Genomic DNA, 24,661 nt, shown 5'->3' with positions numbered 1-24,661 from the left:
GATGGCTCGGTACCTGATCCTGTCAGGATACCAGCGCCACCCAAGGTTCGACAGAACCGGATCGCCGCTGCTTACGCAGCCGGAACGATACTCACGAACTTACGGCTCTGCGGGCCTTTGACTTCGAACTTCACCTGGCCGTCTGCTTTCGCAAACAGGGTGTGGTCCTTGCCAATGCCAACGTTGCTACCAGCGTGAAAACGGGTGCCGCGCTGACGAATGATGATGCTGCCTGCGGATACAGACTCACCGCCATAGCGCTTCACACCAAGTCGTTTCGACTCGGAATCGCGACCGTTACGGGTACTACCTGCTGCTTTTTTGTGAGCCATTACAAGCCTCCTTCTTTAGGGGGTGTGTCGAGAGCTTCAGCCCTTGATACCCGTGATCTTGACTTCAGTAAACCACTGACGGTGGCCCTGACGCTTCATGTGATGCTTCCGGCGACGGAACTTGATGATCTGGATCTTGTCGTGACGGCCGTGGCTGACCACTTCCGCTGTCACTTTGGCACCATCAACTACCGGCGCGCCTACCTGAACCTTGTCACCATCGGCGATCAGCAGAACGCGGTCAAACTCGACGTTGCCGCCGGTTTCCACTTCCAGCTTCTCCAGCTTCAGAGTTTCGCCTTCCTTTACACGGTGCTGCTTACCACCGCTAACAATAACTGCGTACATTGATGCTCTCCGCGATTGACCCATCCCTGCTCTTATCCACCTGGTTCTAAGGGAAGCACTTCGGCAACCCTATAGCAGGGAGCGCAGGTTGGGATGAGTTGGGCGCGTGATTGTACGAAAACACGCCCGGCAATACAAGCCAAGTTGACACCGAAAGCGCCAGTACCTAGCATTGCCGCGACCTGCCTCATTTACCGACGAACGCACCAGACGAACTGATCATAAAGGGACTCCCAAGCCGCATGACAGCCCAGCGCATCTACGACACCGTGGCCGACGACTTCAGCCGCGTGAACGACCTGATCATCAAACGGCTTTCCTCCGACGTCCCGATGGTGGAGAAAATAGCCCACTATATTATTGAAAGTGGTGGCAAAAGGCTGAGACCCCTGTTGGTGCTGCTGTCCAGCCGTGCCGCCGGCTACCGCCAGGACGATCACCTGAAGCTGGCCGCGGTGATCGAATTCCTGCACACCGCCACCCTGCTTCATGACGACGTAGTGGACACTTCCGACATGCGCCGGGGCCGTTCCACCGCCAACGCCCGCTGGGGCAACGCACCCAGCGTTCTGGTAGGTGATTTCCTCTACGCCCGCGCCTTCCAGATGATGGTGGAACTGCAGAACCTGCGGATCATGGACGTGCTGTCCCACGCCACGGCTGTGATTGCCGAGGGCGAAGTGATGCAGCTGATGAACGTGAAGAATCCGGATCTTGATGAATCCCAGTACATGGAAGTCATCCACAACAAAACCGCCATGCTGTTCGAGGCATCCTCCCACACTGGCGCCCTGCTCGCCGGAGCTGACAACACTCAGGAAGCGGCGCTGAAAGACTACGGCAAGCATCTGGGGTTGGCATTCCAACTGGTGGACGACGTGCTCGACTATCGCGGCGACGCCGAGGCCATGGGCAAAAACGTCGGTGATGATCTGGCGGAAGGCAAAACCACGCTACCGCTGATCTACGCCATGGAGAGAGGTGTCGAGGAAGAGCGTCAGCTCATCCGCCAGGCCATTCGCAAGGGCGGTCTGGACGACCTGCCGGCCATCCTCGGTATTGTCGAAAGTTCCGGCGCACTGGAATACACCATGGCCAAGGCGCGAGAACAGGCCGCCCTCGCCGCGGACTGCCTTGACGCCCTGCCCGACTCCCCTTACCGCGAGTCGCTCAACCTGCTCACTGAACTGGCGGTGGCGCGGGTAAGCTGATTCTTCAACCCAGCGCCTCGCGGCCGTGGGGTGCATCAAAATCGAGGCTCGGCCCCACCGGCACAATCTGGGTGGGATTGATGGTGCGCTGGCTGACATAGTAATGACGCTTGATCTGCGCTATATCCACGGTTGCGGCCACGCCGGGCACCTGATAAAGGTCCCGCACATACGCCGAGAGCGCCGGATAATCTCCGATGCGCTGCCGGTTGCACTTGAAATGGCTGTAATACACCGCGTCAAAGCGGATCAGTGTGGTGAACAGGCGCCAGTCGGCTTCGGTCAGCTGCCGTCCCGCCAGGTAACGCTGGCCCGATAGCCGCTCTTCCAGCCAGTCCAGTGTTTCGAACAATGCCACGTAGGCCTCTTCGTACTTGTCCTGAGCGGTGGCGAAACCGGCCTTATAGACACCGTTATTTACCGCGTCGTAAACCCGCGCGTTGATGCCATCAATCTCGTCCTGCAGGGCTTCCGGGTAGAAATCGAGATCCGTACGAACACCGTCGAGACCGTCAAACGCCGAATTGAACATGCGGATAATGTCTGCTGACTCATTGCTGGCAATGGTCTGTTTTTCGGTGTCCCACAGGGTGGGCACGGTTACCCGCCCGGAGTAATCCGGCGCCGCGCGGGTATAAAGCTGGTGCAGAAACTGAAAATCGTGCAAATGATCACGGTGCTGTTCGTCGCCGGGCCGGAACTCCCAGCCGTTCTCGACCATGTCCGGGTGCACCACCGACACCGGAATGTGCTTCTCCAACCCCTTCAAAGCGCGAAAAATCAGCGTGCGATGGGCCCACGGGCAGGCCATGGAAACATAGAGATGATAGCGGCCGGACTCCGCCTTGAACCCACCCTCGCCGTCCGGACCGGGCGATCCGTCCGCCGTGACCCAGTTGCGGAAACGGGCGGCTTCGCGCTCGAACTTGCCCCCGGTTTTGTCCGTGTCGTACCACTGATCATGCCACTTGCCATCCACTAACAGGCCCATACCCTTCTCCTCGCTATAACCGGTCAAATTTGCGAGAAGAATACCGGCCAGCCTGCTAACCTCTCAAACAAGCAATTTCGGCCAACTACCTCAGATAATTCGAACATGCATACAGCCATCACCATCGACGCCCTTAAAGTTCTGGATGCCATCGAGCGCAAAGGCAGCTTTGCCGGGGCCGCAGGAGAGTTGTTCCGGGTGCCTTCTGCCATCAGCTATACCGTACAGAAGCTGGAAGAAGACCTGGACATCGCCATTTTCGACCGCAGTGGTCACCGTGCCACCCTGACACCCGCGGGCCGTTACCTCCTTGAAGAAGGCCGCACCCTGCTGGAGGCGGCGGAAAACCTGGCGCACACCACACGCCAGGTCGCTCAGGGCTGGGAAACCCGGTTGCGCATCGGATTCAACTCGCTGTTGCCGGCCGACAGCCTGTTCGCTGCCATTGGCGAGTTCTACGCACTGGGCGTTCCGGTGGAAGTGCAGTTGGTAGAGGAAGTGTTCGCCGGCGCGTGGGATGCCCTGCAAAGCCGGCGGGTGGATCTGGTTGTGGGTGCTGACCAGCTCAGCAAACCCGCGGGGCCATTCACCACCAAGGCCCTGGGCACCATGAACTTTGTCTATGCCGTGGCGCCCGATCACCCGCTGACGTCCGCCCCACAGCCATTGAGCGAAGAGGACATCAGCCGCTACCCCGCCGCCGTGGCCGCCGACACCTCCCGTTCCCTGCCACCGGGCAACGCCGGGATCTTCCGCCGGCAACGTACCATTACCGTGGCGAACGTCGACCAGAAAATCGCCCTGCAGCAGGCCGGCCTGGGGGTGGGCTGGCTACCGCTGCCACGGGTGCAGGAACAACTGGCCGCAGGCCAGCTTGTCGCGCTGGAGGTACACGACACGCGACAACCGATCATGCTGCACCTGGCTCGGCACGCCGAAGACCAGGGCAAGGCCCTGATGTGGTTCTGGGAGCGGCTGGGACAACCGGACGTGTTCACCCATTGGCTGGAATCCTGAACCGCTCGGCGAACCTGACTCCCGCGCCGGCAAGATTTGAGGCAAAACAGCCAACGGAATCGGGTCCTACTCGTTTATACTGCCCCAAACTCAACCGCAGAACGGAGTTTATGCATGCGGCAGCTGTCGGAACTGGATGCCTCATTCCTTTACCTGGAGTCGGAAACGGCACCGATGCACATCGGCGGCATCTATCTGTTTGATGCTCGTGGCAGTGGCCAACCGCTGGCCTTCAGCACGTTCGTGGCCTATCTGCGCAGCCGCCTCCACGTGGTTCCGGTATTCCGGCAACGCCTGAAGGAAATACCGCTTCGCCTTGGTCGTCCTTACTGGATTGACGACCGGGATTTCAGCATTGAACGTCATCTGGCCTACGTAAACCTTGGGGAGCATGGCCAGTCCCACAGCCTGACCGAGCTGGCATCGAAGATTCTGGAAGAACCACTGAAACGTGACCGGCCACTCTGGCACATCACGTTTGTTGACGGTTTTCCCGCCGATGAGGAGGATGACGATCACCACGGATTTGCCTTGATTGTGAAGCTCCACCACGCCGCTATCGATGCCTTCAGCGGTGAGGAAATCATGGGCAAGTTACTGGAATACACGCCCGACGCGCGGCCGATTTCCCAGCCCCGGCCCTGGTTTCCCAAGCCAGAGCCGTCAGAGGAAAGGGTCATACTCCAGACCGGGGCCAACCTGCTGCGCAAACCGCTGCAGGTGACGTCGCTGGCCATCAGTGCGGCAGAAGTGACAGCGCGTGGCCTGGTGCAACGTCAGATTCGTAAACTGCCGCTGCCATTTCCGGTGTTTTCTGCCCCTCACTGTCCATTCAATCGTCAGATCACCGCCAATCGGCAGATCGTGTCCGCGGAAGTGGAATTGTCACGGCTCAAGGCGATCAAAGCGAACCTGGGCACCGTCACCCTGAATGACGTGGTCCTGGGTCTGTGCGCGGAAACCCTGCGGCGCTATCTCGAAAACCACGGCAGTGATGAGGGCAAGTCGCTGGTGGCGATGACGCCGATATCGGTGCGCTCGAACAGCTTGCGCAAAGCCACCGGCAACCAGATGTCCGCGATGTTGCTGGACCTGGCGACCAGCGAGCCGGATCCGGCCCGACGGATTCGCACGATCCACCGCAACGCTGTCGCTTCGGAACCCTATCGCGAGGCCATCGCCGCCGATCGTCTGACCGAATTGCTGCCATCCACCATGCTGGCGCTGTCTGCACGGCTGTATTCGGAGCTGCAAATCGCCCAGCGTTATCAGCCGGCGTTCAACTTGCCGATCACCAACGTGCCGGGTCCTCAGGTGCCACTCTACCTGCAGGGCGCAAAGCTGGTGCGCCAATACAACTCAGCTCCTCTGTTCGACAGCATGGGGTTGGTGATTGTGGCGGTGAGCTATCAGGGGCGCCTGACCATCAACTTTACCCTGTGCCCCGATGTGGTCGCTGACGGTAACTCCCTGAAAACCCTGTTGGAGGAGAGCCTGGGCACCATCGAGACGGCCGCCTCAGCGTTGCCGGAGACAGAAGAAGCGTACAACGAGGGAGGGCAAAGCCATCAGAGCCTGACCGACGAGACTCTGACCATGCTGGAGGGTGTACTCAAGAAAACGTTTCGGCGGTTTCGCCACTGACGAAACCGCCCTCGGGTGCTGTTACTCGAACGCCCAGCGCAGGAATGCGCGCTTTTCTTCTTCTGATGCATTCTCCCAGAGCGCTTTCAACTGTTCCAGATTGTCGCCCTGTACCGTCGCGGCGCCGCTACCCACGGTGTCCCCGGAAACCGGGGTGCGCGCCGGTGTAGCCGGTGCCTGTCCGTCCCACAACTCGAAACTGGCCACCTCGGTGCCGGCGCTATTGACGATCGCGCCGGAGAAATCCTTGGTCAAGGATTCGGCATCGCGGCGGGACGTGGGCTTGTCGAACTCGAACCGATAGGTTTCCCCCGCCTGAGCGGTGAAAGACGCCACATGGGGCTCGGTCTCTACCACATAGACCTTGGACTCGCCGTTTCTGACCACGCCAGACTTCGCCCAGATGGTCTTGTAGCTGAACACTACCTGGTTCTTACCCGGCAGAAGATCGTAATCCAGTGCCAAATCCTCCATCAGAAAGTTGCCCATGGAGCGACCATTCACACGGGTTACGCGGATTTCGCCGGGAGTCTCCAGCACAGCAGAGCCCTCTGCCGCGGCTTCACCCTCCCAGGTCTGCACTCGGGTCATGGAAGAACTGCACCCGGCCAGCACCAAGCCTGCAATAAGCAGGGTGACTATGCGCAGTGGCGATAGCGGATGCCGGGCAAGCTTGAAATCCTCAAAAACGCGACAAATACTCATGAAAAGTCCTTCTGGTTTGAATTCGGTTTGTTCGCATTCTGCCGAGTGCGTGTTACGAGGGCAAGACGGAAGACAGGGTTTCGTCATGTCCGCTGGGGCGGGCCTGCAGAGGCGGAATGAGACCCATGGCTTACAAATTGTAAATAAATGTTGAATTCGGCCGGGATTGATTTAATTTTAAACAGATCGGCACACACAACACGGAGCCCTCCCTACAAAAAATAAAACCAGGGCGCAGGAGACGCTATGGACACTCAACGCCGGATCGGAGAAGACGGGCACGTACCGTTTCGCAGCAGCCGTTTTTTTTGTGTGGGGAGCAAGTGGTATTTCACCACCAGAGAAGGCTTCGACAGCGGTCCGTTCGCGACCCGCGAACGAGCGGAAACGGGGCTGAAACGTTTTCTGCACGTCGTCCGTCTGCTGCCTGAAGAGCAACAGCACAAGATTCACTAGGCTCAGGGCGCTTTGCAGCGCTCGGCCGGTCAAAGAATAAGCGGCATGACCCACAGGTCGATGGCGAATAGACACGCCAGTGCCATAAATCCGGCCACCACATCATCCACCATGATCCCCAGTCCGCCCGGAGCACGCTGGTCAATCCAGCTGATCGGCCAGGGTTTGACCACATCAAACAGCCGGAACAGCGCAAAGGCCGTCAGGATGCCGTAAACATTGTCCGGGATCAGGGCCAACGCAATCCACATACCCACGAACTCATCCCAGACGATACCGCCGTGATCGTGAACCTTGAGATCGTCCGCCGTTTTGCCACACAACCAGATGCCCACCAGAAACGCGACAGTCACCACGGCCCAATAGGCAACAGGGGGCAGCCAGGCGATACAGAACCACAGCGGGATAGCCGCAAGACTGCCCCAGGTGCCGGGGGCACGGGGAGCCGCGCCACTGCCGAACCCGAACGCCAGCAGGTGTACCGGATCTTTCAGAAAGCCCGGGGGCAGCAACTCTCCCGCAAATTCAGGCTCCTGAAACTGGTCATCACTGCTCATGTCGTGCTCCCGAAATGGTCGTATCCAGAACTGCCTGCCGACGTGTCTACACCGGCGACACCTTGCCCAGCCACCACCTTACCAATAATGGTCAGCTGCGTCCGTACCGACGCGGGCAAAGCGTCCCAGGACGCCGGCGAGATCGTGATGCACAATTCGTAGTCATCCCCGCCGTGAAGCGCAAGGTCCAGAGCGCGCTCCGGCCCGCAAAGCCGACTTACCGCGTCAGACAGCGGTATGGCCGAAAGCTCGAGCTCCGCCCCCACACCGGATGCCTCGAGAATATGCCCGAGGTCGGCCACCAGACCGTCCGAGACATCAATGGCGGCCGTTGCCGCCGCTCTCAGCGCCATACCAAGCTCCAGCCGCGGCGCCGGCTCATGATAGCGCTGCAGAAGCACTTGCTGATCGGCGGTGGGCCGGCTGACACCCAGATAATCCAACGCAGCCCCGGCTTCCCCGAGCACACCGCTGACACACACCAGATCGCCGACACGAGCGCCGGATCGCAGCAACGCCGTGCCTGCAGGAACCTCACCGTGCACCTGCAGGGAAAGGGTCAGGGGTCCACGGGTGGTGTCGCCGCCCGCCAGCGTCATTCCGAACTGCCGGGCAGCGCGGCCGAGTCCCCCGGAAAAGCCTTGGAGCCAGCGGGGGTCGGCAGCCGGAAGTGTCAAAGCAAGGGTAAAGCAGACCGGGCGGGCGCCCATGGCAGCGAGATCACTGGCGGCAGCCGCAAGCGCCCGCCAGCCAAGGCGATCGGCATCGTAATCGGCGGGAAAATGAACCCCCTCCACCAGGGTGTCCACGGAAAAAACCAGTTGGTGATCGGGCGTGATGCGCTCAATGGCGCAGTCATCGCCAGGGCCAAGCACCAGGAGATCGGTGTGGCCCTGCCCGTTCAGAGGGCTGAAGTAACGGCGTATCAGCTCGAACTCGCCCATGCGTTAGCGCGGGCGCGTCTCGGCCAGTCGCAGGCGGCGGCTGAGTTTGTCGAGGATGCTGTTGACGAACTTGTGCCCTTCGGTACCGCCGAACTTCTTGGCCATCTCGATACCTTCGTTGATGACCACCTTGTAGGGCACGTCCAGGCGATGCTTGAGCTCGTAGGCACCCAGACGAACAATGGCCAGCTCAACCGGGTCGACTTCGTGCAGCGGTCGGTCGAGGAAGGGCTCCAGCAGCCGATCCAGCTCCGCCTGCTCACGGTGAACGCCCCGCAACAGGTCGCGGAAGTAGAGGGCATCGACCTTGCTCATGTCGTTATCGACCATGAACTCGGCTTCGATGTCGGAAACCGGGCTCTTACTGAAATGGCGCTGATACAGACCCTGCATGGCCAGCGCTCGGGCGCGGCGGCGATCGCCGGCTTTCGGTTGCCCGGTCGCGCCCGGCTGGGGAGACGTGTCTTCCGTTGTGCTCATCACTCACCCAGCTTCTTGAACAGGCTGACCATTTCCAGGGCCGTGATGGCGGCTTCCGCGCCCTTGTTGCCGGCCTTGGTACCGGAGCGCTCAATGGCCTGTTCAATGGAGTCGACGGTCAGTACCCCGAAAGTGACCGGTACGTCGGTTTCCAGGCTGACGGCCCCGAGACCACTGGAGGCTTCGCCGGCGACATACTCGAAATGGGGGGTTCCGCCACGGATGACCGCGCCCAGAGCGATGATAGCATCGTGGTTGCCGGTTTCGGCAACACGCTTGACCGCCAGCGGCATTTCATAGGCACCGGGCACCCGTACAACGGTGATGTCGTCGTTGGCGATGCCGTGGCGACGCAGAGTATCCAGCGCACCTTCCACGAGGCTCTCCACCACGAAGCCGTTAAACCGACCAACCACCAGGGCGTAACGGCCGCTGCACTGGGTAAAATCGCCTTCAATCACTTTGATCTCTGCCATGAATGGCTCCTTAACGGGCGGCTCGGCAACGCCAAACCACCGGGTTCATCATTCGGGGGTGTAGGGTACGTACTCTTCCACTTCCAGGTCGAAACCGGAAATGGCGGAAAATTTGATGGGCGGGCTCAGCAGCCGCATCTTGCCAACGCCGATATCCCGCAGGATCTGGGAGCCTGTGCCCACGGTGAAGTACACACCGGAGCTGCCCTTCGCTGCGGACGCCTGCTCCTCGCCAAAAAACTCGTGGATACGGTCTTCCAGGTTGTAGCTGTCTGCGGCGCTGTTGAGCAGAACCACCACACCCCGGCCTTCGCTGGAGACTTTTTCCAGGGCATGGTGCAACGGCCAGCTGCGGGAGTCGGCGCGGCGGGCGCCGAGCAGGTCACGCAGGGTGTCGGTGATGTGCACTCGCACCAGCACCGGTTCCTGAGGCTGGATGTCACCCATGACCATGGCCAGATGGGTCGAGCCCTGAATGCTGTCGCGGTAGGTACGCAGGTTGAACACGCCGTACTCAGTGTCCAGGTCGTATTGCTCGACACACTCAATGGTGCGCTCGTTCAGGGTGCGGTAATGGATCAGGTCGGCAATGGTGCCGATCTTCAAATCATGCTCCGCGGCGAACTTCTCGAGATCTTCCCGACGTGCCATGGAACCATCGTCGTTCATGATTTCGCAGATCACGCCGGCCGGCTCACTGCCGGCAAGCGCCGCCAGGTCACAGGAAGCTTCGGTGTGTCCGGCACGGCTCAGCACGCCACCCGGATCGGACATCAGCGGGAAAATATGGCCCGGCTGTACGAGATCGGAGGCCTTGGCGTTCCTCGCCACCGCCGCCTGTACGGTGCGGGCGCGGTCAGCGGCAGAAATGCCGGTGGTGACGCCTTCAGTGGCTTCGATCGACAGGGTGAATTTGGTACCAAACCCCGAGGCGTTGCGCTGAACCATCAATGGCAGACCCAGCTGTTCGCAGCGATCACGGGTCATCGGCATGCAGATCAGGCCACGACCGAAACGGGCCATGAAGTTGATGGCTTCCGGCGTACAGTGTTCTGCCGCCATGACCAGGTCGCCTTCATTTTCGCGGTCCTCGTCGTCCATCAGAATCACCATCTTGCCCTGACGGATGTCTTCAATAATGTCTTCTATGCTATTCAGTGCCATAGGTTGTTGCACCCTTGCAGTTCGCGAGCTCCGACCTCCGGAGCGAACAAACCGTGAATTTGAAAAGTTACCGTGGCGCCAGGATCAGACGCTGATCCTCACCCACCTGACGACGATCCAGCACCGTCCATTGTACTTTATCCGCCATGGTTTCCAGTGGCAGGTGGGCGGTTGGCCGCCCGGTACTGCCCAAAAATATCGGCGCCTGATAAAGCCAGAGCTCGTCGACCAGGCGCTCATCGATGAAGGTTCCAGCCAGCGTCGGACCGGCCTCCACCAGCAATTCGTTGATGCCCAGGTCACCCAGGGCATCCAGCAGTTCCCGCACATCAATGCCGTTGTCTTTCCAGGCAACCCCGGTAAGACTGATTCCCAGGGCCGCAAGATCTTGCGCCGGCGCGGTGGCCAATGTCGGCGAGGCACAGAACACCTGTACGTTGCCACCCTGCAGGATTCTGGCGCCCGGCGGCGTTCTCGCGTCCCGATCAGCAATCACTCGCAACGGCTGACGGGACGGTTCGGTGGCATCGCCAATGTCGCCAAGTTCCTCACGCCTCACGGTGAGCGAGGGGTCATCAGCAAGCACCGTGCCTACCCCGGTGAGGATGGCGTCGCTGATGGCTCTCAGCCGCTGCACATCCTGACGAGCCTCGGCTCCGGTAATCCACTGGCTCTCACCTGACGCCATTGCCGTACGGCCGTCCAGACTGGCCGCCATTTTCAGCCTCACAAAAGGACGCCCTGAATTCATCCGCTTCATGAAACCGGGATTCAGGCGGATTGCCTCATCGGCCAGCAACCCTTCGGTTACCCGGATTCCGGCATCCCGCAGCATGTCCAGGCCACGCCCGGACACCGACGGATTGGGGTCCTTGGTGGCCGCGAACACATGGGCAACACCGGCTTCGATCAGGGCTTTCGCGCAGGGCGGCGTGCGGCCAAAATGACTGCACGGCTCCAGAGTCACGTAAGCCGTTGCCCCCCGGGCTGCCGGCCCGGCCTGACTGAGCGCACGGATCTCGGCATGGGCTTCACCGGCGCGTTCATGCCAGCCCTCACCCAGAATCCGGCCTCCACGGGCGATGACGCAGCCCACCCTCGGATTCGGGTGCGTGGAGTAGCGCCCGCGCCAAGCCAACTGCACCGCGCGGGCCATGAGTGCAACATCCCGGCTGTCGATCATGCCTTGCCTTTGGTGGAATGGTTGTCTGCCAGAACCTTGGCCACATCCACCGGATCCTCTCCGGAGCTGACCGACAAGCGCTCGATCTCTTCCTTGAACTCGTTAATATCCTGAAAACTGCGGTACACCGACGCGAACCGCACGTAGGCCACCTTGTCCAACTGGCGCAGTTCGGTCATTACCTCCTCGCCCAGCTGCATGGATTTGACCTCACGCTCCCCCGTCGCTCGCAGCCGGAAGCGGATCCGGTTCAGCGCCGCATCGATTGCCTCGATACTGACAGGACGCTTCTCCAGCGCCTTCATGAGGCCCGACCGCAGCTTCTCCTCGTCGAAAGGCTGACGGGTACCGTCCTGCTTGACCACCCGAGGCATCACCAGTTCGGCGGACTCAAAAGTGGTAAAGCGCTCACGGCAGGACAGGCACTCGCGACGACGACGCACCTGATCACCCTCGGCCACCAGCCGGGAGTCGATCACCTTGGTATCTGCTTCACCACAGAAGGGACAGTGCATAGTCGGGAGCTCCGGAAAATAGCCGGGGAAGAGTCACCGGGGGTCAGGGTGGCCGGGCAACCTCGTGGATTGCCCGGCCCGATTACCTGAGTTTAGCCCGCATAGACCGGGAAGCGAGCGCACAGAGCTTCTACCTGCTCGCGCACACGGGTGTTGACCGCTTCGTCTTCGAGATTGTCGAGGATGTCGCAGATCCAGCCCGCCAGATCACGACACTCGGCTTCACCAAACCCACGGGTGGTGATGGCCGGCGTGCCAATCCGCAGACCGGAGGTCACGAACGGCGAGCGCGGGTCGTTAGGAACCGCGTTCTTGTTCACGGTGATATGGGCACGGCCGAGCGCCGCGTCAGCGTCTTTACCGGTGATGTCCTGCTTGATCAGGCTGAGCAGAAACAGGTGGTTCTTGGTGCCACCGGACACCACGTCGAAACCACGCTCAACAAACACCTCTGCCATCGCTGCAGCGTTCTTGACCACTTGCTTCTGGTAGGTCTTGAACTCTTCGCTCATGGCCTCCTTGAAGCAGATCGCCTTGGCGGCAATCACGTGCATCAGCGGGCCGCCCTGACCACCCGGGAACACCGCGGAGTTCAGTTTTTTCTGCAGGTCGGCGTCGTCGCAGGCCAGAATCAGGCCACCACGGGGACCGCGAAGGGTCTTGTGGGTGGTGGTCGCGATCACATGAGCATGGGGAACCGGATCCGGGTAGACACCGGCGGCAACCAGACCGGCCACGTGGGCCATGTCGACAAACAAATAGGCACCGACCTTGTCTGCAATTTCACGGAACCGGGCAAAATCCAGCTCCTGGGAGTACGCCGAGAAGCCGGCAATGATCATCTTGGGTTTGTGCTCAAGGGCCAGGGCCTCGATCTCATCGTAATCGATCAGCCCGGTCTCCGGGTTCAGTCCGTACTGAACAGCGTGATAGATCTTGCCGGAAAAGTTGACGCTGGCGCCGTGGGTCAGGTGACCGCCATGGGCCAGGCTCATTCCCAGCACGGTGTCGCCCGGCTTGAGCAGCGCCATGAACACGGCGGAGTTGGCCTGGGAACCGGAATGCGGCTGCACGTTGGCGTAAGCCGCACCAAACAGCTGCTTGGCCCGTTCAATGGCCAGATCCTCGGCGATATCCACGAACTCGCAACCACCGTAGTAGCGCTTGCCGGGGTAGCCTTCGGCGTATTTGTTGGTCAGCACGCTGCCCTGGGCTTCCATCACCCGGGGGCTGGTGTAGTTTTCTGACGCAATCAACTCGATGTGAGCTTCCTGACGCTTTTCTTCCGCCTGCATGGCGTTCCAGAGTTCGTCGTCAAAGCCTGCGATTTTCATATCACGATTAAACATGGATGCGCTGCCCCTGTGTGCGTAGCTGCCCGAAAATTTGGGCCGCTATTCTATCTCACAAATGGGTGAAAAATCATCCTTTATACCCGCAGAAGCCCCTCCGCAGAAACCGTCACACCGCAATCGGGGATGCCCCCGGGCGGTTTGCGTCAATTGCTATAGCCTGCCGGTTTCGCTACCTTACGGGGCTTATCTGGCAAATTCCCTTTTTACCTCCGAATCAACAGAGGACATAACCCGTTATGGCCCAGTACGTATACACCATGAACCGCGTGGGCAAAGTGGTTCCGCCCAAGCGTGAAATCCTCAAGGACATTTCCCTGAGCTTCTTTCCGGGTGCCAAAATCGGCGTACTCGGCCTTAACGGTTCTGGTAAATCCACCCTGCTCCGCATTATGGCGGGCGTGGACCAGGATTACATCGGTGAAGCCCGGCCCCAGCCCGGAATCAATGTGGGCTACCTGCCCCAGGAGCCGGAGCTGGACGACACCAAAACCGTGAAAGAAATTGTCGATGAAGCGGTGTCTGGCGTTCACAATGCCCTCGCTGAGCTGGACCAGGTCTACGCCGCCTACGCCGAACCGGATGCGGATTTCGACGCGCTGGCCAAGAAACAGGGCGAGCTGGAAGCCTACATCCAGGCCACCGATGGTCATGACATCGAGCGCAAGATGGAAGTGGCTGCGGACGCCCTGCGCCTGCCAGCCTGGGACCAGAAGGTCAACGTGCTGTCCGGCGGTGAACGTCGCCGCGTAGCCCTGTGCCGCCTGCTGCTGTCCGGCCCCGACATGCTGCTGCTGGACGAGCCCACCAACCACCTGGATGCGGAATCGGTGGCCTGGCTCGAGCGCTTTCTCCACGACTACGAAGGCACCGTGGTTGCTATCACCCACGACCGCTACTTCCTCGACAACGTGGCGGGCTGGATCCTCGAACTGGACCGTGGGCACGGCATCCCGTTCGAGGGCAACTACAGCCAGTGGCTCGAGAACAAGGAAAAGCGCCTAGAGATGGAATCCAAACAGGAAGCCTCCCACCAGAAGGCCATCAAGCAGGAGCTGGAGTGGGTGCGGAGCAACGCCAAGGGCCGTCAGTCCAAGAGCAAGGCTCGCCTCGCCCGCTTTGAGGAAATGAGCTCCCAGGAATTCCAGAAGCGCAACGAAACCAACGAGCTTTACATCCCGCCCGGCCCGCGCCTGGGCAACAAGGTGATCGAGGTGGAGGGCATCAGCAAGTCCTTCGGTGACCGTCTGCTCTATGAGGATGTATCCCTGAGCATACCACCCGGTGCCATTGTCGGCATCATCGGTGGTAACGGCGCCGGCAAGTCCACCCTGTTCAAGATGATCGCCGGCTTCGACAAGCCCGACTCCGGCAGCATTACCGTGGGCGACACCGTGGAGCTGGCCTACGTCGACCAGATGCGCGATCTGGACGGCAGCAAAACTGTGTGGGAAGAGCTTTCCGACGGCAATGACATCATCAAGGTGGGCAACTACGAGACGCCTTCGCGGGCCTACGTCGGGCGGTTCAACTTCAAAGGCAGCGACCAGCAGAAGCGGGTGGGCGACCTGTCCGGGGGGGAGCGTAACCGCCTGCACCTGGCCAAACTGCTCAAAGAGGGCGGCAACGTCCTGCTGCTGGACGAACCCACCAACGACCTGGACGTGGAAACCCTGCGCGCGCTGGAAGAAGCCCTGCTCAACTTCCCCGGCTCCGCGCTGGTGATTTCCCACGACCGCTGGTTCCTCGACCGGGTCGCGAGCCACATCCTGGCGTTCGAAGACGACGGCGACGTGGTGTACTTCGAGGGCAACTTCAGCGACTACGACGAAGACTTCAAGAAGCGCAAGGGCGACTCGGCAATGCAGCCCAAGCGCATGAAGTACAAGAAGCTGGCCTGATGGCAAAAACCAGAACCGCCTATGTCTGCACCGAGTGCGGTGCGGACTATTCCAAATGGCAAGGCCAGTGCACCGCCTGCCAGGCCTGGAATACCATCAGCGAAGTTCGCGGTGTCAGCGCCAACACCAAGGGTGCCCGAGGCGCCCGCTTCGAGGGCTTTGCCGGCAGTCTGGCGGAAGTCCAGAGCCTGGACGATGTCAGCCTGGCCGAGCAAACCCGCATCAGCACCGGTATGCAGGAATTTGACCGGGTGCTGGGTGGCGGCCTGGTGGAAGGCTCCGCGGTGCTGATGGGCGGTCATCCCGGCGCGGGTAAAAGTACGCTGTTGCTTCAGGCGGTCTGCCATCTGGCCACCAGCGTGCCGGCACTGTACGTCACCGGCGAGGAGTCCCTGCAACAGGTGGCGATGCGCGCCAAACGCCTGGGGCTCCCCACCAAAGACCTGAAAATGCTGTCGGAAACCAGTGTCGAGCGGTTGATGCAGGTGGCGGAAGCCGAGAAACCGCGGATTCTGGTGGTGGACAGTATCCAGGTGATGCACGTGGCGGAAATTGAATCGGCCCCGGGCAGCGTGTCCCAGGTTCGGGAAAGCGCGGCGTTCCTGACCCGCTTTGCCAAACAGACCGGCACCATTCTATTCCTGGTCGGCCATGTCACCAAAGACGGCAGCCTGGCCGGCCCGAAAGTGCTGGAGCATATGATCGATTGCTCTATCCTGCTGGAAGGCTCCAACGACAGCCGCTACCGCACCCTGAGAGGCATCAAAAACCGCTTTGGCGCAGTGAATGAACTGGGCGTCTTCGCGATGCTGGAACAGGGCCTGAAAGAGGTGAAAAACCCTTCGGCCATCTTCCTGAACCGCGGCGAAGAAGCGGCACCGGGTAGCGTGGTGATGGTGGTCTGGGAAGGCACCCGGCCCATGCTGGTGGAAATCCAGGCGCTGGTGGACATGGCCCAGGGGGGCTACCCCAGACGCGTCGCTGTCGGCCTCGACCAGAACCGGCTGGCGATGCTGCTGGCGGTGCTGCATCGCCATGGCGGCCTGCATGTGTCGGATCAGGATGTATTCGTGAACGTGGTGGGCGGTGTGAAGGTCAACGAGACCAGTGCGGATCTGGCGCTGCTGGCCGCCGTAGTCTCCTCCTTCAGGGACCGCGCCCTGCCCCAGGATCTGGTCATTTTCGGCGAAGTCGGTCTGTCCGGTGAGATTCGCCCGGTACCCAGCGGCCAGGAGCGCATTTACGAGGCCTCCAAGCACGGCTTCACCCGCGCTCTAGTGCCGAAGGCCAACGTGCCGCGCAAACCTATGGAAGGGATGAGGGTGATTCCGGTGGCCAAGCTCAGTGATGCGCTTTCGGCCTTGGAGGAACTCTGACTTTCGGGCCCAGCCTTACGATACGGGTGTCGGGGCGGGACTGGATGAGGCAAAGCCGTCATCCGATCAACCAGGACAGTAACCCCCTAATCGATCAAATGCGCGAATTCCCGCTCCAGTAGCGCCTGATCACCCAGATTCAATTCCACCAATCGCTTCAGATGCGTCGCGCTGTCCAGATCGATGTATTTGCATTTGAATCCCAGCCGCTCAGGCTCCACATGCCGCAATTCCACCGCCATCACGATGCCACTCTTATGACCGTCAAGGTGGATGATCACCTCACACGGCTGCTTTAACGGCACGTTCCACCGGGCAGGACGCTTGACCAACAGGCCCTTGAGGGAGATATCAAGCACCTCCGTTGCCCACACGCCGTCCTGACAATGGAGCTCGCAGGGGGCGTCAAACTCGATGCGGTGGAAGCGGCGTTTTTCGGGGGGCTGAGTGGTCAAGTGGTTACTCCTGTCTACCGGTCTTGGTTTGTATGACTATAGACCCGACACGGGGGATACGGCTAGCGGAGTTTTTGGGTGGCTTTCGGGGATAGATGTCGGATTCGGAGTTAGGCCGTTATGGGGCCCTTTTCAAAACTTCCGGAGGCCATGGATGGCCGGAGAGAAGCGCACAGAAATGCGCTCGTAGCGGTTTGGGGAATCCCTTTCCGACCGCTGCCATCCCCTCGCTTACAGGCCAGGGAATGGCAAGTACCAAAATCAGCGGTGATATTCAGGACTGAGCTCAACCACAGCCTCGATAAATGCCTTGGCATGCTCAGGATCCACATCGGGGGTAATCCCGTGGCCCAGGTTGAAGATGTGCCCCGAACCGGAACCGAAGCGGCGCAGGATATCCGCCACTTCCTCGCGAATCCGCGCCGGCGGCGCGTAAAGCATGGCCGGGTCCATGTTGCCCTGCAGGGCGACCCGGTCGCCGATGCGGGCACGGGCGTTACCGATGTCGGTGGTCCAGTCCAGACCGACTGCGTCGGCGCCCGAGTCAGCGATGGACTCCAGCCACTGGCCGCCGTTCTTGGTGAACAGAATCACCGGCACCCGGCGACCCTCGTTCTCGCGGATCAGGCCATCCACAATCTTCTTCATGTAGCGCAGGGAAAACTCCTCGTATGCCCAGCTGCTGAGCACACCGCCCCAGGTATCGAAAATCTGCACCGCTTGCGCACCGGCACGAACCTGGCCGTTCAGGTAGTCGATGACGCAGTCCGCCAGGTGGTCCAACAGGCGGTGCATCACCTCCGGCTGGCCGTACATCAGTTTCTTCGCCTCGCGGAAATCCTTCGACGAACCACCCTCGATCATGTAGGTCGCCAGCGTCCAGGGGCTACCGGAGAAGCCGATCAACGGCACGCTGCCATTGAGTGCGCCACGAATCGTGGACACCGCATTCATCACATAGTCCAGATCGACCTCGGCCTTGATGGTGGGCAAGGCCTCAACGTCTGCCGCTGAGCGGATGGTGTTCTTGAACTTCGGACCCTCGCCGGTCTCGAAGTACAGGCCCAGCCCCAGGGCGTCAGGGATGGTCAGGATATCCGAAAACAGAATGGCGGCGTCGAGTGGGAAGCGCTCCAGAGGCTGCAAGGTGACCTCACAGGCCAGCGGGGTGTTCTTACAGAGACTGAGAAAATCCCCCGCCTGGGCACGGGTTGCACGATACTCCGGCAGGTAGCGGCCAGCCTGACGCATCATCCAAACCGGTGTGCGGTCAACGGGCTGGCGCATCAGTGCGCGCAGGAAGCGGTCATTTTTCAGCTCGGTCATAGGAGTTCCAGTCTGCTCTCGGTCTGCGAAGTGAGGGGCAATGATACCCCGTTTACAGCAATAAAAAAGGGCGGCTTACCCTTAGCAAGCCGCCCTTTTGATCGAAATCCGATCGGACCTCAGATATCGAGATAGTCCAGAATTCCTTCAGCAGCCTGGCGGCCTTCCCAGATAGCGGTTACGACCAGATCCGAACCACGGACCATGTCACCACCGGCGAAAATCTTGGGGTTGCTGGTCTGGAACGCAAACTCGGATTCCTCGGGCGCAGCCACGCGTCCGGAATCGTCGGTGTTGACGTTCTGCTCGCCAAACCAGCCGGCCGGGCTTGGCCGGAAACCGAAGGCAACCAGCACGGCATCGGCGGGGATCACTTCCTCGCTGCCGGGAACCACTTCCGGACGGCGACGGCCATTCTCGTCCGGATCACCAAGGCGGGTCTGAATGACCTTCACCCCTTCCACCCGATCTTCACCGATGATGGCGATGGGCTGACGGTTGAACATGAACTTGACGCCTTCTTCCTTGGCGTTGGCCACCTCTTTCCGGGAGCCGGGCATATTGGCTTCGTCACGACGATAAGCACAGGTCACGCTCTCAGCCTGCTGCCGGATGGAGGTACGGTTGCAGTCCATGGCAGTATCACCACCGCCGAGCACCACGACGCGCTTGCCCTTCATGTCGATGAAATCCGCCGCGTCCTGCTCGTAACCAAGGCGGCGATTGACGTTGGAGATCAGGAACGGCAGCGCATCGTAGACGCCCGGCAGTTCTTCACCCGGGAAACCGCCTTTCATATAGGTGTAGGTGCCCATGCCCATGAACACGGCGTCGTAGTCGCCGAGGATGTCTTCCATCATCACATCCTTGCCCACTTCCGTGGACAGGCGGAATTCCACACCCATTTCCTCGAACACCTGGCGGCGACGGGTCATCACCGATTTTTCCAGCTTGAATTCCGGGATACCGAAGGTCAGCAGGCCTCCGATTTCCGGGTAGATATCAAACACTACCGGCTTGACGCCGTTGCGCACCAGAATATCGGCGCATCCGAGCCCGGCAGGGCCCGCGCCAATCACCGCCACTTTCTTGTCTGTCCACTTGACGGCCGACATGTCGGGCTTCCATCCCAGCGCGAACGCGGTGTCGGTAATGTACTTCTCGACCGAGCCGATGGTAACGGCGCCGTAGCCGTCATTCAGGGTGCAGGCGCCCTCACAGAGACGATCCTGTGGGCAGACACGGCCACACACTTCCGGCAAGGAGTTGGTCTGGTGGCACAACTCCACCGCCCTCATGATATTGCCTTCCGATACCAGCTTCAGCCAGTTGGGGATGTAGTTGTGAACCGGACATTTCCACTCACAATACGGGTTACCGCATTCCAGGCAGCGGTGTGCCTGTGGCGCAGCCTGCTCTTGGGTGAACGGATGATAGATTTCCCCGAATTCCTTCTTGCGTTTCTTTGCGGGTACTTTCTTGGGGTCCACGCGCCCAACTTCGACAAACTGGAAGTCGTTATTCAGTCGTTCTTTCATCATGCTGCTCTCATCAACTCGATTTCGACGGGGGCGACGCTGTCTGGCGCCTCCCCTTTTTCCCTGTTCAGTCCGGCGCTTATTCCGGGCGCGCGCGCGTGCTTGCCAGCAAGCTGCGGAGGTTCGCCGCCTTGGGTTTCACCAGCCAGAAACGGCCGATGAAGTCGTCGAAATCTTCAAGAATGTGTTCTGCCCACGGACTGCCGGTCTCCGAGATGTGCTCACGGATCACTCCACGCAGGTGATTGCGGTAGGACTCCATGTCCTCACGTGAGATGCGCTGGATTTCCACCAGTTCGTGGTTGTACTTGTCCACGAAGGTGTTGTCCATATCCAGCACATAGGCAAAACCGCCGGTCATGCCGGCACCAAAGTTATAGCCGGTCGATCCCAGCACGGTAATCAGACCGCCGGTCATGTATTCGCAGCAATGGTCGCCTGCACCTTCCACCACCGCATGGGTGCCGGAGTTACGAACGGCAAAACGCTCGCCCGCGGTACCTGCGGCAAACAGCTTGCCACCGGTCGCGCCGTACAGGCAGGTGTTACCCACAATGGAGGTTTCGTGAGTCTTGAAGGTGCTGCCGCGGGGCGGTTTGACCACCAGCTTGCCGCCGGTCATGCCCTTACCCACGTAATCGTTGGCGTCGCCTTCCAGAATAAGGTTAAGGCCACCCACGTTCCACACCCCGAAGCTCTGGCCGGCAGTACCGGTCAGATCCAGCGTGACCGGCGCATCCACCATGCCCTGGTTACCGTGCCGCGCGGCAATTTCACCGGACAGACGGGCACCGATGGAGCGGTCGCAGTTGGTCACACGGTAAGACCAGGCGCCACCGGACTTCTCATCGAGTGCACCGGCAATGTCCCTGACCATCTGCTCGGCGAGAGCGCCCTCATCAAACGGCTGGTTGCGCTCCACCTGACAGGTCTGCGGCTTGTCCGCCGGGATGTGGTCGTTGGCCAGCAAGCGGCTCAGATCCAGCTTCTTCTGACGCTCAGTGTCACCCGGCAGGCGCTCCAGCAGGTCAACCCGACCCACCAGCTCCTCCAGGCTGCGCACGCCCAGCTTGGCCATCCACTCGCGGGTTTCTTCCGCCACAAAGCGGAAGAAATTCATGGCCATTTCCACCGTGCCTTTGAAGTGTTCTTCACGGAGGTGTTCGTTCTGGGTAGCCACACCTGTGGCACAGTTGTTCAGGTGACAGATGCGCAGGTACTTACAGCCCAGCGCCACCATCGGGGTAGTACCGAATCCGAAGCTTTCCGCGCCCAGAATGGCGCCCTTGACCACATCCAGACCGGTTTTGATGCCGCCATCCGTCTGCAGGCGGATCTTGCCGCGCAAATCGTTGGCGCGCAGCGCCTGCTGGGTTTCGGTCAGACCCAGCTCCCACGGGGAGCCGGCGTAACGGATGGAGGTCAGTGGGCTGGCTGCGGTGCCTCCGTCGTAACCGGAAACGGTGATCAGATCGGCGTAGGCCTTGGCCACACCGGCGGCAATGGTGCCGACACCCGGTTCGGAAACCAGCTTCACCGAAACCAGAGCCTGCGGGTTCACCTGCTTCAGATCGAATATCAGCTGCGCCAGATCTTCGATCGAGTAGATGTCATGGTGCGGCGGCGGAGAAATCAACGTCACGCCGGGCACGGAATAACGCAGTCTGGCAATCAGGTCGTTGACCTTACCGCCCGGTAACTGGCCACCCTCTCCGGGCTTGGCGCCCTGCGCCACCTTGATCTGCATGACATCGGCACTGCGCAGGTATTCGGCGGTAACGCCGAAGCGCCCGGAGGCCACCTGCTTGATCTTCGAACGCTTCTCGGTGCCGTAACGCGCGGGGTCTTCACCGCCCTCACCCGAGTTGGAACGACCACCCAGGGTATTCATCGCAACCGCCAGCGCCTCGTGGGCTTCCGGAGACAGCGCCCCCAGGGACATGGCCGCGGAGTCAAAGCGCGGGAAGATGTTCTCGACCGGCTCAACCTCGGTGATATCGATGGCCTGAATGTCCTTACGGAAGCCCAGCAAGTCCCTCAGGGTTGCCACCGGGCGCTCGTTTACCAGCCCTGCGTACTCCTTGTAGTGACCGTATTCACCGCTACTCACCGCTTCCTGCAATTTGCCAACCACGTCCGGATTGAAGGCATGATATTCCTGACCGTGGACGTACTTCAGCAGACCACCCTGGGAGATCGGCTTGCGGGGTTTCCAGGCCACGGCCGCCAGCTGCTCCTGATCCTGCTGAAAATCAAAGAAGCCAGCGCCCTGGATACGGCTCGGCACGCCTTTGAAGCACAGATCGACCACGTTATCCGCCAGACCGATGGCCTCGAACAACTGGGCGCCCCGGTAGGAGGTAATGGTGGAGATGCCCATCTTCGACAGGATCTTCAGCAGGCCCTTGTTGATGCCCTTACGGTAATTGTTTTTGGCCTCGATCGGATCCATCAGCACTTCGCCGGTGCGGATCAGGTCGTTCAGAACCTGGTAGGCCAGATACGGATAGACCGCCGTGGCACCGAAACCAAACAACACCGCAAACTGGTGCGGGTCGCGGGCCCAGCCGGTCTCCACAATGATGTTGGAGTCGCAGCGCAGGCCTTTCGCCACCAGATGGTGGTGAACGGCACCGGTAGCCATCAGGGCGTTGACCGGCAACTCGCCTTCTTTCAGATCCTTGTCTGACAGAATCAGCAGAACTTTGCCGTTGCGGGTCGCCTGCTCGGCCTCGTCGCATACCTGACGGATGGCCTGCTCCAGCCCCATCTCGGCGCGGTAGCCCAGATGAATTCGCGCCACCTCAAAACCGGGGCGATCATTATTGGCGATTTTCAGGAACTTGGCCGGCGACAGAACCGGCGTTGTCAGGATGATCCGGTCGGCGTGCTCCGGTGTTTCCTCGAACACGTTCCGCTCGGAACCCAGACAGGTTTCCAGGGACATCACGATTGCTTCACGCAGCGGATCGATCGCGGGGTTGGTTACCTGGGCAAATTTCTGGCGGAAATAATCCCCTACATGGCGAACGCGGCTGGACAACACCGCCATCGGGGTATCGTCACCCATGGAACCGACCGCTTCCTGAGCATTCTCCGCCAGTGGGCGAAGTACCTGATCACGCTCTTCGAAGGACACCATGAACATTTTCTGGTGAACCAGTAGCTCATCGGCATCCATCAGGCGGAATTCAGGTGTGTCCTGGTTCAGCGTGGTCTCGACCCGCAGGGAGTTCTCGCGCAACCACTGCTTGTAGGGGTGCGCGTTCTTGAGACGCTCATCAATATCCGGCGTGTGGAGCACTTCCCCGGTCTGGGTATCGACAGCGAGCATCTGGCCCGGGCCAACACGGCCCTTGGCCACAACGTCATCGGGCTCATAACCGTAGGTGCCGATCTCGGACGCCAGGGTGATGAAGTCGTCCTTGGTGACCACCCAGCGTGCCGGGCGCAAGCCGTTACGGTCGAGCATACACACCGCGTAGCGACCGTCGGAGAAGACCAGGCCGGCGGGACCGTCCCACGGCTCCATGTGCATGGAGTTGTACTCGTAGAAGGCGCGCAGCTTGGAGTCCATGGTGTCAACGTTCTGCCACGCCGGCGGAATCATCATCCGCACCGCACGGAACAGATCCACGCCACCGGCCAGCAGTACTTCCAGCATGTTATCCATGCTGGATGAATCCGAACCGGTCAGGTTAACCAGCGGCTGCAGGGTTTGCAGGTCCGGCAGGTCCGGCGAGCTGAACTTGGCCGCGCGGGCGATCGCCCAGTTGCGGTTGCCATCAATGGTGTTGATCTCACCGTTGTGAGCAAGGAACCGGAACGGCTGGGCCAACGGCCAGCGCGGCATGGTGTTGGTGGAAAACCGCTGGTGGAACACGCAAATCGCGGTCTGCAGGTCCGGATCGCCCAGATCCTTGTAAAAGTTCGCCAGATCGGCCGGCATCATCAGGCCTTTGTAGGCCAGCGTGCGGTGAGACAGGCTGCAGATGTAGAACTCGGCGTCGTCCGCCATATCACGCTCGGCGTAACGGCGACCGATAAACAGGCTGATGGCGAACTCTTTTTCTGCCTTACCGGCGGGCGCCACGAAGACCTGCTCGATACGTGGCAGGCAATCCAGCGCCATCGGACCGAGGCAGCTGTCATCGGTGGGCACTTCACGCCAGCCCAGAATATCCAGGCCCTGCTCGGTCAACCGCGCTTCGATGGCAGCACGCCCGGCTTGCGCCTTGGCTTCGTCCTGATTCAGGAACACCTGACCAACCGCGAACAGGTCGCCGGGCTCTTTGCCAAAGGCGGCCTTGGCGGCCTTGCGCAGGAAGGCATCTGGACTCTGGATCAGCAGGCCACAACCGTCACCGGTCTTTCCGTCTGCAGCAATACCACCACGGTGGGTCATGCAGGTCAGCGACTCGATGGCAGTTTGCAACAACTTATGGCTGACCTCGCCCTTCATGTGGGCGATCAGTCCGAAACCGCAGTTGTCCCTGAATTCCTCGGGATGATACAAACCTGTCATCATAAGCGTTCTCTCACATAGAAATGCTTTTCAATCAAAGAGTTGTAAACAAATACCGTTAAAGTCACCCTTTGACACTGAAAATGGGGGCTGGATATTCTACACACGTAGAAATACGTACTCAATCCGGAGACTGCTTATTTTAGGGGCAAGAAAATCATTTGG

General features: G+C 60.3%; 22 protein-coding genes. 6 read left to right on the top strand and 16 right to left on the bottom strand.

From position 1 onward, the window contains the following. Window positions 1-71: 71 nt before the first annotated feature. Window positions 72-332 (bottom strand): 50S ribosomal protein L27, encoded by a 261-nt coding sequence (gene rpmA / locus MLC70_RS11155; RefSeq protein ID WP_248183792.1) that lies wholly within the window; start codon window positions 330-332, stop codon window positions 72-74. 36 nt (window positions 333-368) lie between these two features. After that, window positions 369-680, bottom strand: coding sequence for a 50S ribosomal protein L21 (gene rplU / locus MLC70_RS11150; protein ID WP_213478264.1), 312 nt, complete (start codon window positions 678-680; stop codon window positions 369-371). Window positions 681-922: 242 nt separating this feature from the next. Between rplU and ispB the strand changes: the two genes are divergently transcribed. Continuing rightward, on the top strand, window positions 923-1,891 hold the full coding sequence (gene ispB / locus MLC70_RS11145; protein ID WP_248183788.1) for an octaprenyl diphosphate synthase: 969 nt from the start codon (window positions 923-925) through the stop codon (window positions 1,889-1,891). A gap of 4 nt (window positions 1,892-1,895) precedes the next feature. On the opposite strand, the gene MLC70_RS11140 is transcribed toward ispB, so the two are convergent. Continuing rightward, window positions 1,896-2,882 (bottom strand): glutathione S-transferase family protein, encoded by a 987-nt coding sequence (locus MLC70_RS11140; RefSeq protein WP_248183787.1) that lies wholly within the window; start codon window positions 2,880-2,882, stop codon window positions 1,896-1,898. 105 nt (window positions 2,883-2,987) lie between these two features. Here MLC70_RS11140 and MLC70_RS11135 point away from each other — a divergent pair, with 105 nt between their 5' ends. Together MLC70_RS11135 and MLC70_RS11130 are read left to right on the top strand one after the other, a co-directional pair. After that, on the top strand, window positions 2,988-3,899 hold the full coding sequence (locus MLC70_RS11135) for a LysR substrate-binding domain-containing protein (protein ID WP_248183786.1): 912 nt from the start codon (window positions 2,988-2,990) through the stop codon (window positions 3,897-3,899). Between the two features lie 114 nt (window positions 3,900-4,013). Further along, window positions 4,014-5,543: a WS/DGAT/MGAT family O-acyltransferase gene (locus MLC70_RS11130; RefSeq protein WP_248183785.1), complete on the top strand. Its 1,530-nt coding sequence runs from the start codon at window positions 4,014-4,016 to the stop codon at window positions 5,541-5,543. 21 nt (window positions 5,544-5,564) lie between these two features. On the opposite strand, the gene MLC70_RS11125 is transcribed toward MLC70_RS11130, so the two are convergent. Further along, window positions 5,565-6,248, bottom strand: a complete 684-nt coding sequence (locus tag MLC70_RS11125) for a DUF2057 family protein (protein ID WP_248183783.1) — start codon at window positions 6,246-6,248, stop codon at window positions 5,565-5,567. A 246-nt stretch (window positions 6,249-6,494) separates the two neighbouring features. Here MLC70_RS11125 and MLC70_RS11120 point away from each other — a divergent pair, with 246 nt between their 5' ends. Further along, window positions 6,495-6,704: a DUF6316 family protein gene (locus tag MLC70_RS11120; protein ID WP_248183781.1), complete on the top strand. Its 210-nt coding sequence runs from the start codon at window positions 6,495-6,497 to the stop codon at window positions 6,702-6,704. Window positions 6,705-6,733: 29 nt separating this feature from the next. Here MLC70_RS11120 and MLC70_RS11115 read toward each other — a convergent pair whose 3' ends face one another. The 8 genes from MLC70_RS11115 to glyA form a co-directional block, all read right to left on the bottom strand. Next, window positions 6,734-7,261, bottom strand: a complete 528-nt coding sequence (locus tag MLC70_RS11115; RefSeq protein WP_248183779.1) for a phosphatidylglycerophosphatase A family protein — start codon at window positions 7,259-7,261, stop codon at window positions 6,734-6,736. Next, the gene (gene thiL / locus MLC70_RS11110) at window positions 7,258-8,205 is read right to left on the bottom strand and encodes a thiamine-phosphate kinase (RefSeq protein WP_248183778.1); all 948 of its coding nucleotides are present in this window, start codon (window positions 8,203-8,205) and stop codon (window positions 7,258-7,260) included. The genes MLC70_RS11115 and thiL overlap by 4 nt, the downstream gene beginning before the upstream one ends. A gap of 3 nt (window positions 8,206-8,208) precedes the next feature. Continuing rightward, entirely contained in the window at window positions 8,209-8,685 is a 477-nt protein-coding gene (gene nusB / locus MLC70_RS11105) for a transcription antitermination factor NusB (protein ID WP_248183776.1), read from the bottom strand. After that, window positions 8,685-9,161: a 6,7-dimethyl-8-ribityllumazine synthase gene (ribH, locus tag MLC70_RS11100; RefSeq protein ID WP_248183774.1), complete on the bottom strand. Its 477-nt coding sequence runs from the start codon at window positions 9,159-9,161 to the stop codon at window positions 8,685-8,687. The genes nusB and ribH overlap by 1 nt, the downstream gene beginning before the upstream one ends. 48 nt (window positions 9,162-9,209) lie before the next feature. Next, window positions 9,210-10,325 carry a bifunctional 3,4-dihydroxy-2-butanone-4-phosphate synthase/GTP cyclohydrolase II gene (gene ribBA, locus MLC70_RS11095; RefSeq protein ID WP_248183772.1) on the bottom strand — a complete coding sequence of 372 codons (1,116 nt, stop codon included), beginning with the start codon at window positions 10,323-10,325 and terminating at the stop codon, window positions 9,210-9,212. Window positions 10,326-10,392: 67 nt separating this feature from the next. Beyond that, the gene (gene ribD, locus MLC70_RS11090) at window positions 10,393-11,508 is read right to left on the bottom strand and encodes a bifunctional diaminohydroxyphosphoribosylaminopyrimidine deaminase/5-amino-6-(5-phosphoribosylamino)uracil reductase RibD (RefSeq protein WP_248183770.1); all 1,116 of its coding nucleotides are present in this window, start codon (window positions 11,506-11,508) and stop codon (window positions 10,393-10,395) included. Next, window positions 11,505-12,023 carry a transcriptional regulator NrdR gene (gene nrdR, locus MLC70_RS11085; protein WP_248183768.1) on the bottom strand — a complete coding sequence of 173 codons (519 nt, stop codon included), beginning with the start codon at window positions 12,021-12,023 and terminating at the stop codon, window positions 11,505-11,507. Before nrdR ends, ribD begins: the two co-directional genes overlap by 4 nt. Before the next feature lie 92 nt (window positions 12,024-12,115). Continuing rightward, window positions 12,116-13,372: a serine hydroxymethyltransferase gene (glyA, locus tag MLC70_RS11080; protein ID WP_248183767.1), complete on the bottom strand. Its 1,257-nt coding sequence runs from the start codon at window positions 13,370-13,372 to the stop codon at window positions 12,116-12,118. Between the two features lie 242 nt (window positions 13,373-13,614). Between glyA and ettA the strand changes: the two genes are divergently transcribed. After that, window positions 13,615-15,276 (top strand): energy-dependent translational throttle protein EttA, encoded by a 1,662-nt coding sequence (gene ettA, locus MLC70_RS11075; RefSeq protein ID WP_248183764.1) that lies wholly within the window; start codon window positions 13,615-13,617, stop codon window positions 15,274-15,276. Beyond that, the gene (gene radA, locus MLC70_RS11070) at window positions 15,276-16,652 is read left to right on the top strand and encodes a DNA repair protein RadA (protein WP_248183763.1); all 1,377 of its coding nucleotides are present in this window, start codon (window positions 15,276-15,278) and stop codon (window positions 16,650-16,652) included. Before ettA ends, radA begins: the two co-directional genes overlap by 1 nt. Before the next feature lie 86 nt (window positions 16,653-16,738). On the opposite strand, the gene MLC70_RS11065 is transcribed toward radA, so the two are convergent. The 4 genes from MLC70_RS11065 to gltB all read right to left on the bottom strand — a co-directional run bounded on the left by MLC70_RS11065 (window position 16,739) and on the right by gltB (window position 24,499). Further along, the gene (locus MLC70_RS11065) at window positions 16,739-17,107 is read right to left on the bottom strand and encodes a PilZ domain-containing protein (RefSeq protein ID WP_248183762.1); all 369 of its coding nucleotides are present in this window, start codon (window positions 17,105-17,107) and stop codon (window positions 16,739-16,741) included. Window positions 17,108-17,368: 261 nt separating this feature from the next. Then, window positions 17,369-18,433: a uroporphyrinogen decarboxylase gene (hemE, locus tag MLC70_RS11060; RefSeq protein ID WP_248183761.1), complete on the bottom strand. Its 1,065-nt coding sequence runs from the start codon at window positions 18,431-18,433 to the stop codon at window positions 17,369-17,371. A 119-nt stretch (window positions 18,434-18,552) separates the two neighbouring features. Continuing rightward, a complete protein-coding gene (locus MLC70_RS11055; protein ID WP_248183831.1) occupies window positions 18,553-19,971 on the bottom strand; it encodes an FAD-dependent oxidoreductase in 1,419 nt (472 codons plus the stop codon). A 79-nt stretch (window positions 19,972-20,050) separates the two neighbouring features. Continuing rightward, the gene (gene gltB, locus MLC70_RS11050; RefSeq protein ID WP_248183760.1) at window positions 20,051-24,499 is read right to left on the bottom strand and encodes a glutamate synthase large subunit; all 4,449 of its coding nucleotides are present in this window, start codon (window positions 24,497-24,499) and stop codon (window positions 20,051-20,053) included. Window positions 24,500-24,661: the final 162 nt, after the last annotated feature.

The sequence above is a fragment of the Marinobacter goseongensis genome (genome assembly GCF_023156235.1).
GTDB lineage: Bacteria > Pseudomonadota > Gammaproteobacteria > Pseudomonadales > Oleiphilaceae > Marinobacter > Marinobacter goseongensis.
Note: the sequence above shows the minus strand (reverse complement) of the source record. Positions and strands in the feature narration are given on the sequence as shown.

Coding starts and splice junctions, on each gene's coding strand:
- rpmA (WP_248183792.1), bottom strand. CDS start 332: ATGGCTCACAAAAAAGCAGCAGGTAGTACCCGTAACGGTCGCGATTCC.
- rplU (WP_213478264.1), bottom strand. CDS start 680: ATGTACGCAGTTATTGTTAGCGGTGGTAAGCAGCACCGTGTAAAGGAA.
- ispB (WP_248183788.1), top strand. CDS start 923: ATGACAGCCCAGCGCATCTACGACACCGTGGCCGACGACTTCAGCCGC.
- MLC70_RS11140 (WP_248183787.1), bottom strand. CDS start 2,882: ATGGGCCTGTTAGTGGATGGCAAGTGGCATGATCAGTGGTACGACACG.
- MLC70_RS11135 (WP_248183786.1), top strand. CDS start 2,988: ATGCATACAGCCATCACCATCGACGCCCTTAAAGTTCTGGATGCCATC.
- MLC70_RS11130 (WP_248183785.1), top strand. CDS start 4,014: ATGCGGCAGCTGTCGGAACTGGATGCCTCATTCCTTTACCTGGAGTCG.
- MLC70_RS11125 (WP_248183783.1), bottom strand. CDS start 6,248: ATGAGTATTTGTCGCGTTTTTGAGGATTTCAAGCTTGCCCGGCATCCG.
- MLC70_RS11120 (WP_248183781.1), top strand. CDS start 6,495: ATGGACACTCAACGCCGGATCGGAGAAGACGGGCACGTACCGTTTCGC.
- MLC70_RS11115 (WP_248183779.1), bottom strand. CDS start 7,261: ATGAGCAGTGATGACCAGTTTCAGGAGCCTGAATTTGCGGGAGAGTTG.
- thiL (WP_248183778.1), bottom strand. CDS start 8,205: ATGGGCGAGTTCGAGCTGATACGCCGTTACTTCAGCCCTCTGAACGGG.
- nusB (WP_248183776.1), bottom strand. CDS start 8,685: ATGAGCACAACGGAAGACACGTCTCCCCAGCCGGGCGCGACCGGGCAA.
- ribH (WP_248183774.1), bottom strand. CDS start 9,161: ATGGCAGAGATCAAAGTGATTGAAGGCGATTTTACCCAGTGCAGCGGC.
- ribBA (WP_248183772.1), bottom strand. CDS start 10,325: ATGGCACTGAATAGCATAGAAGACATTATTGAAGACATCCGTCAGGGC.
- ribD (WP_248183770.1), bottom strand. CDS start 11,508: ATGATCGACAGCCGGGATGTTGCACTCATGGCCCGCGCGGTGCAGTTG.
- nrdR (WP_248183768.1), bottom strand. CDS start 12,023: ATGCACTGTCCCTTCTGTGGTGAAGCAGATACCAAGGTGATCGACTCC.
- glyA (WP_248183767.1), bottom strand. CDS start 13,372: ATGTTTAATCGTGATATGAAAATCGCAGGCTTTGACGACGAACTCTGG.
- ettA (WP_248183764.1), top strand. CDS start 13,615: ATGGCCCAGTACGTATACACCATGAACCGCGTGGGCAAAGTGGTTCCG.
- radA (WP_248183763.1), top strand. CDS start 15,276: ATGGCAAAAACCAGAACCGCCTATGTCTGCACCGAGTGCGGTGCGGAC.
- hemE (WP_248183761.1), bottom strand. CDS start 18,433: ATGACCGAGCTGAAAAATGACCGCTTCCTGCGCGCACTGATGCGCCAG.
- MLC70_RS11055 (WP_248183831.1), bottom strand. CDS start 19,971: ATGAAAGAACGACTGAATAACGACTTCCAGTTTGTCGAAGTTGGGCGC.
- gltB (WP_248183760.1), bottom strand. CDS start 24,499: ATGATGACAGGTTTGTATCATCCCGAGGAATTCAGGGACAACTGCGGT.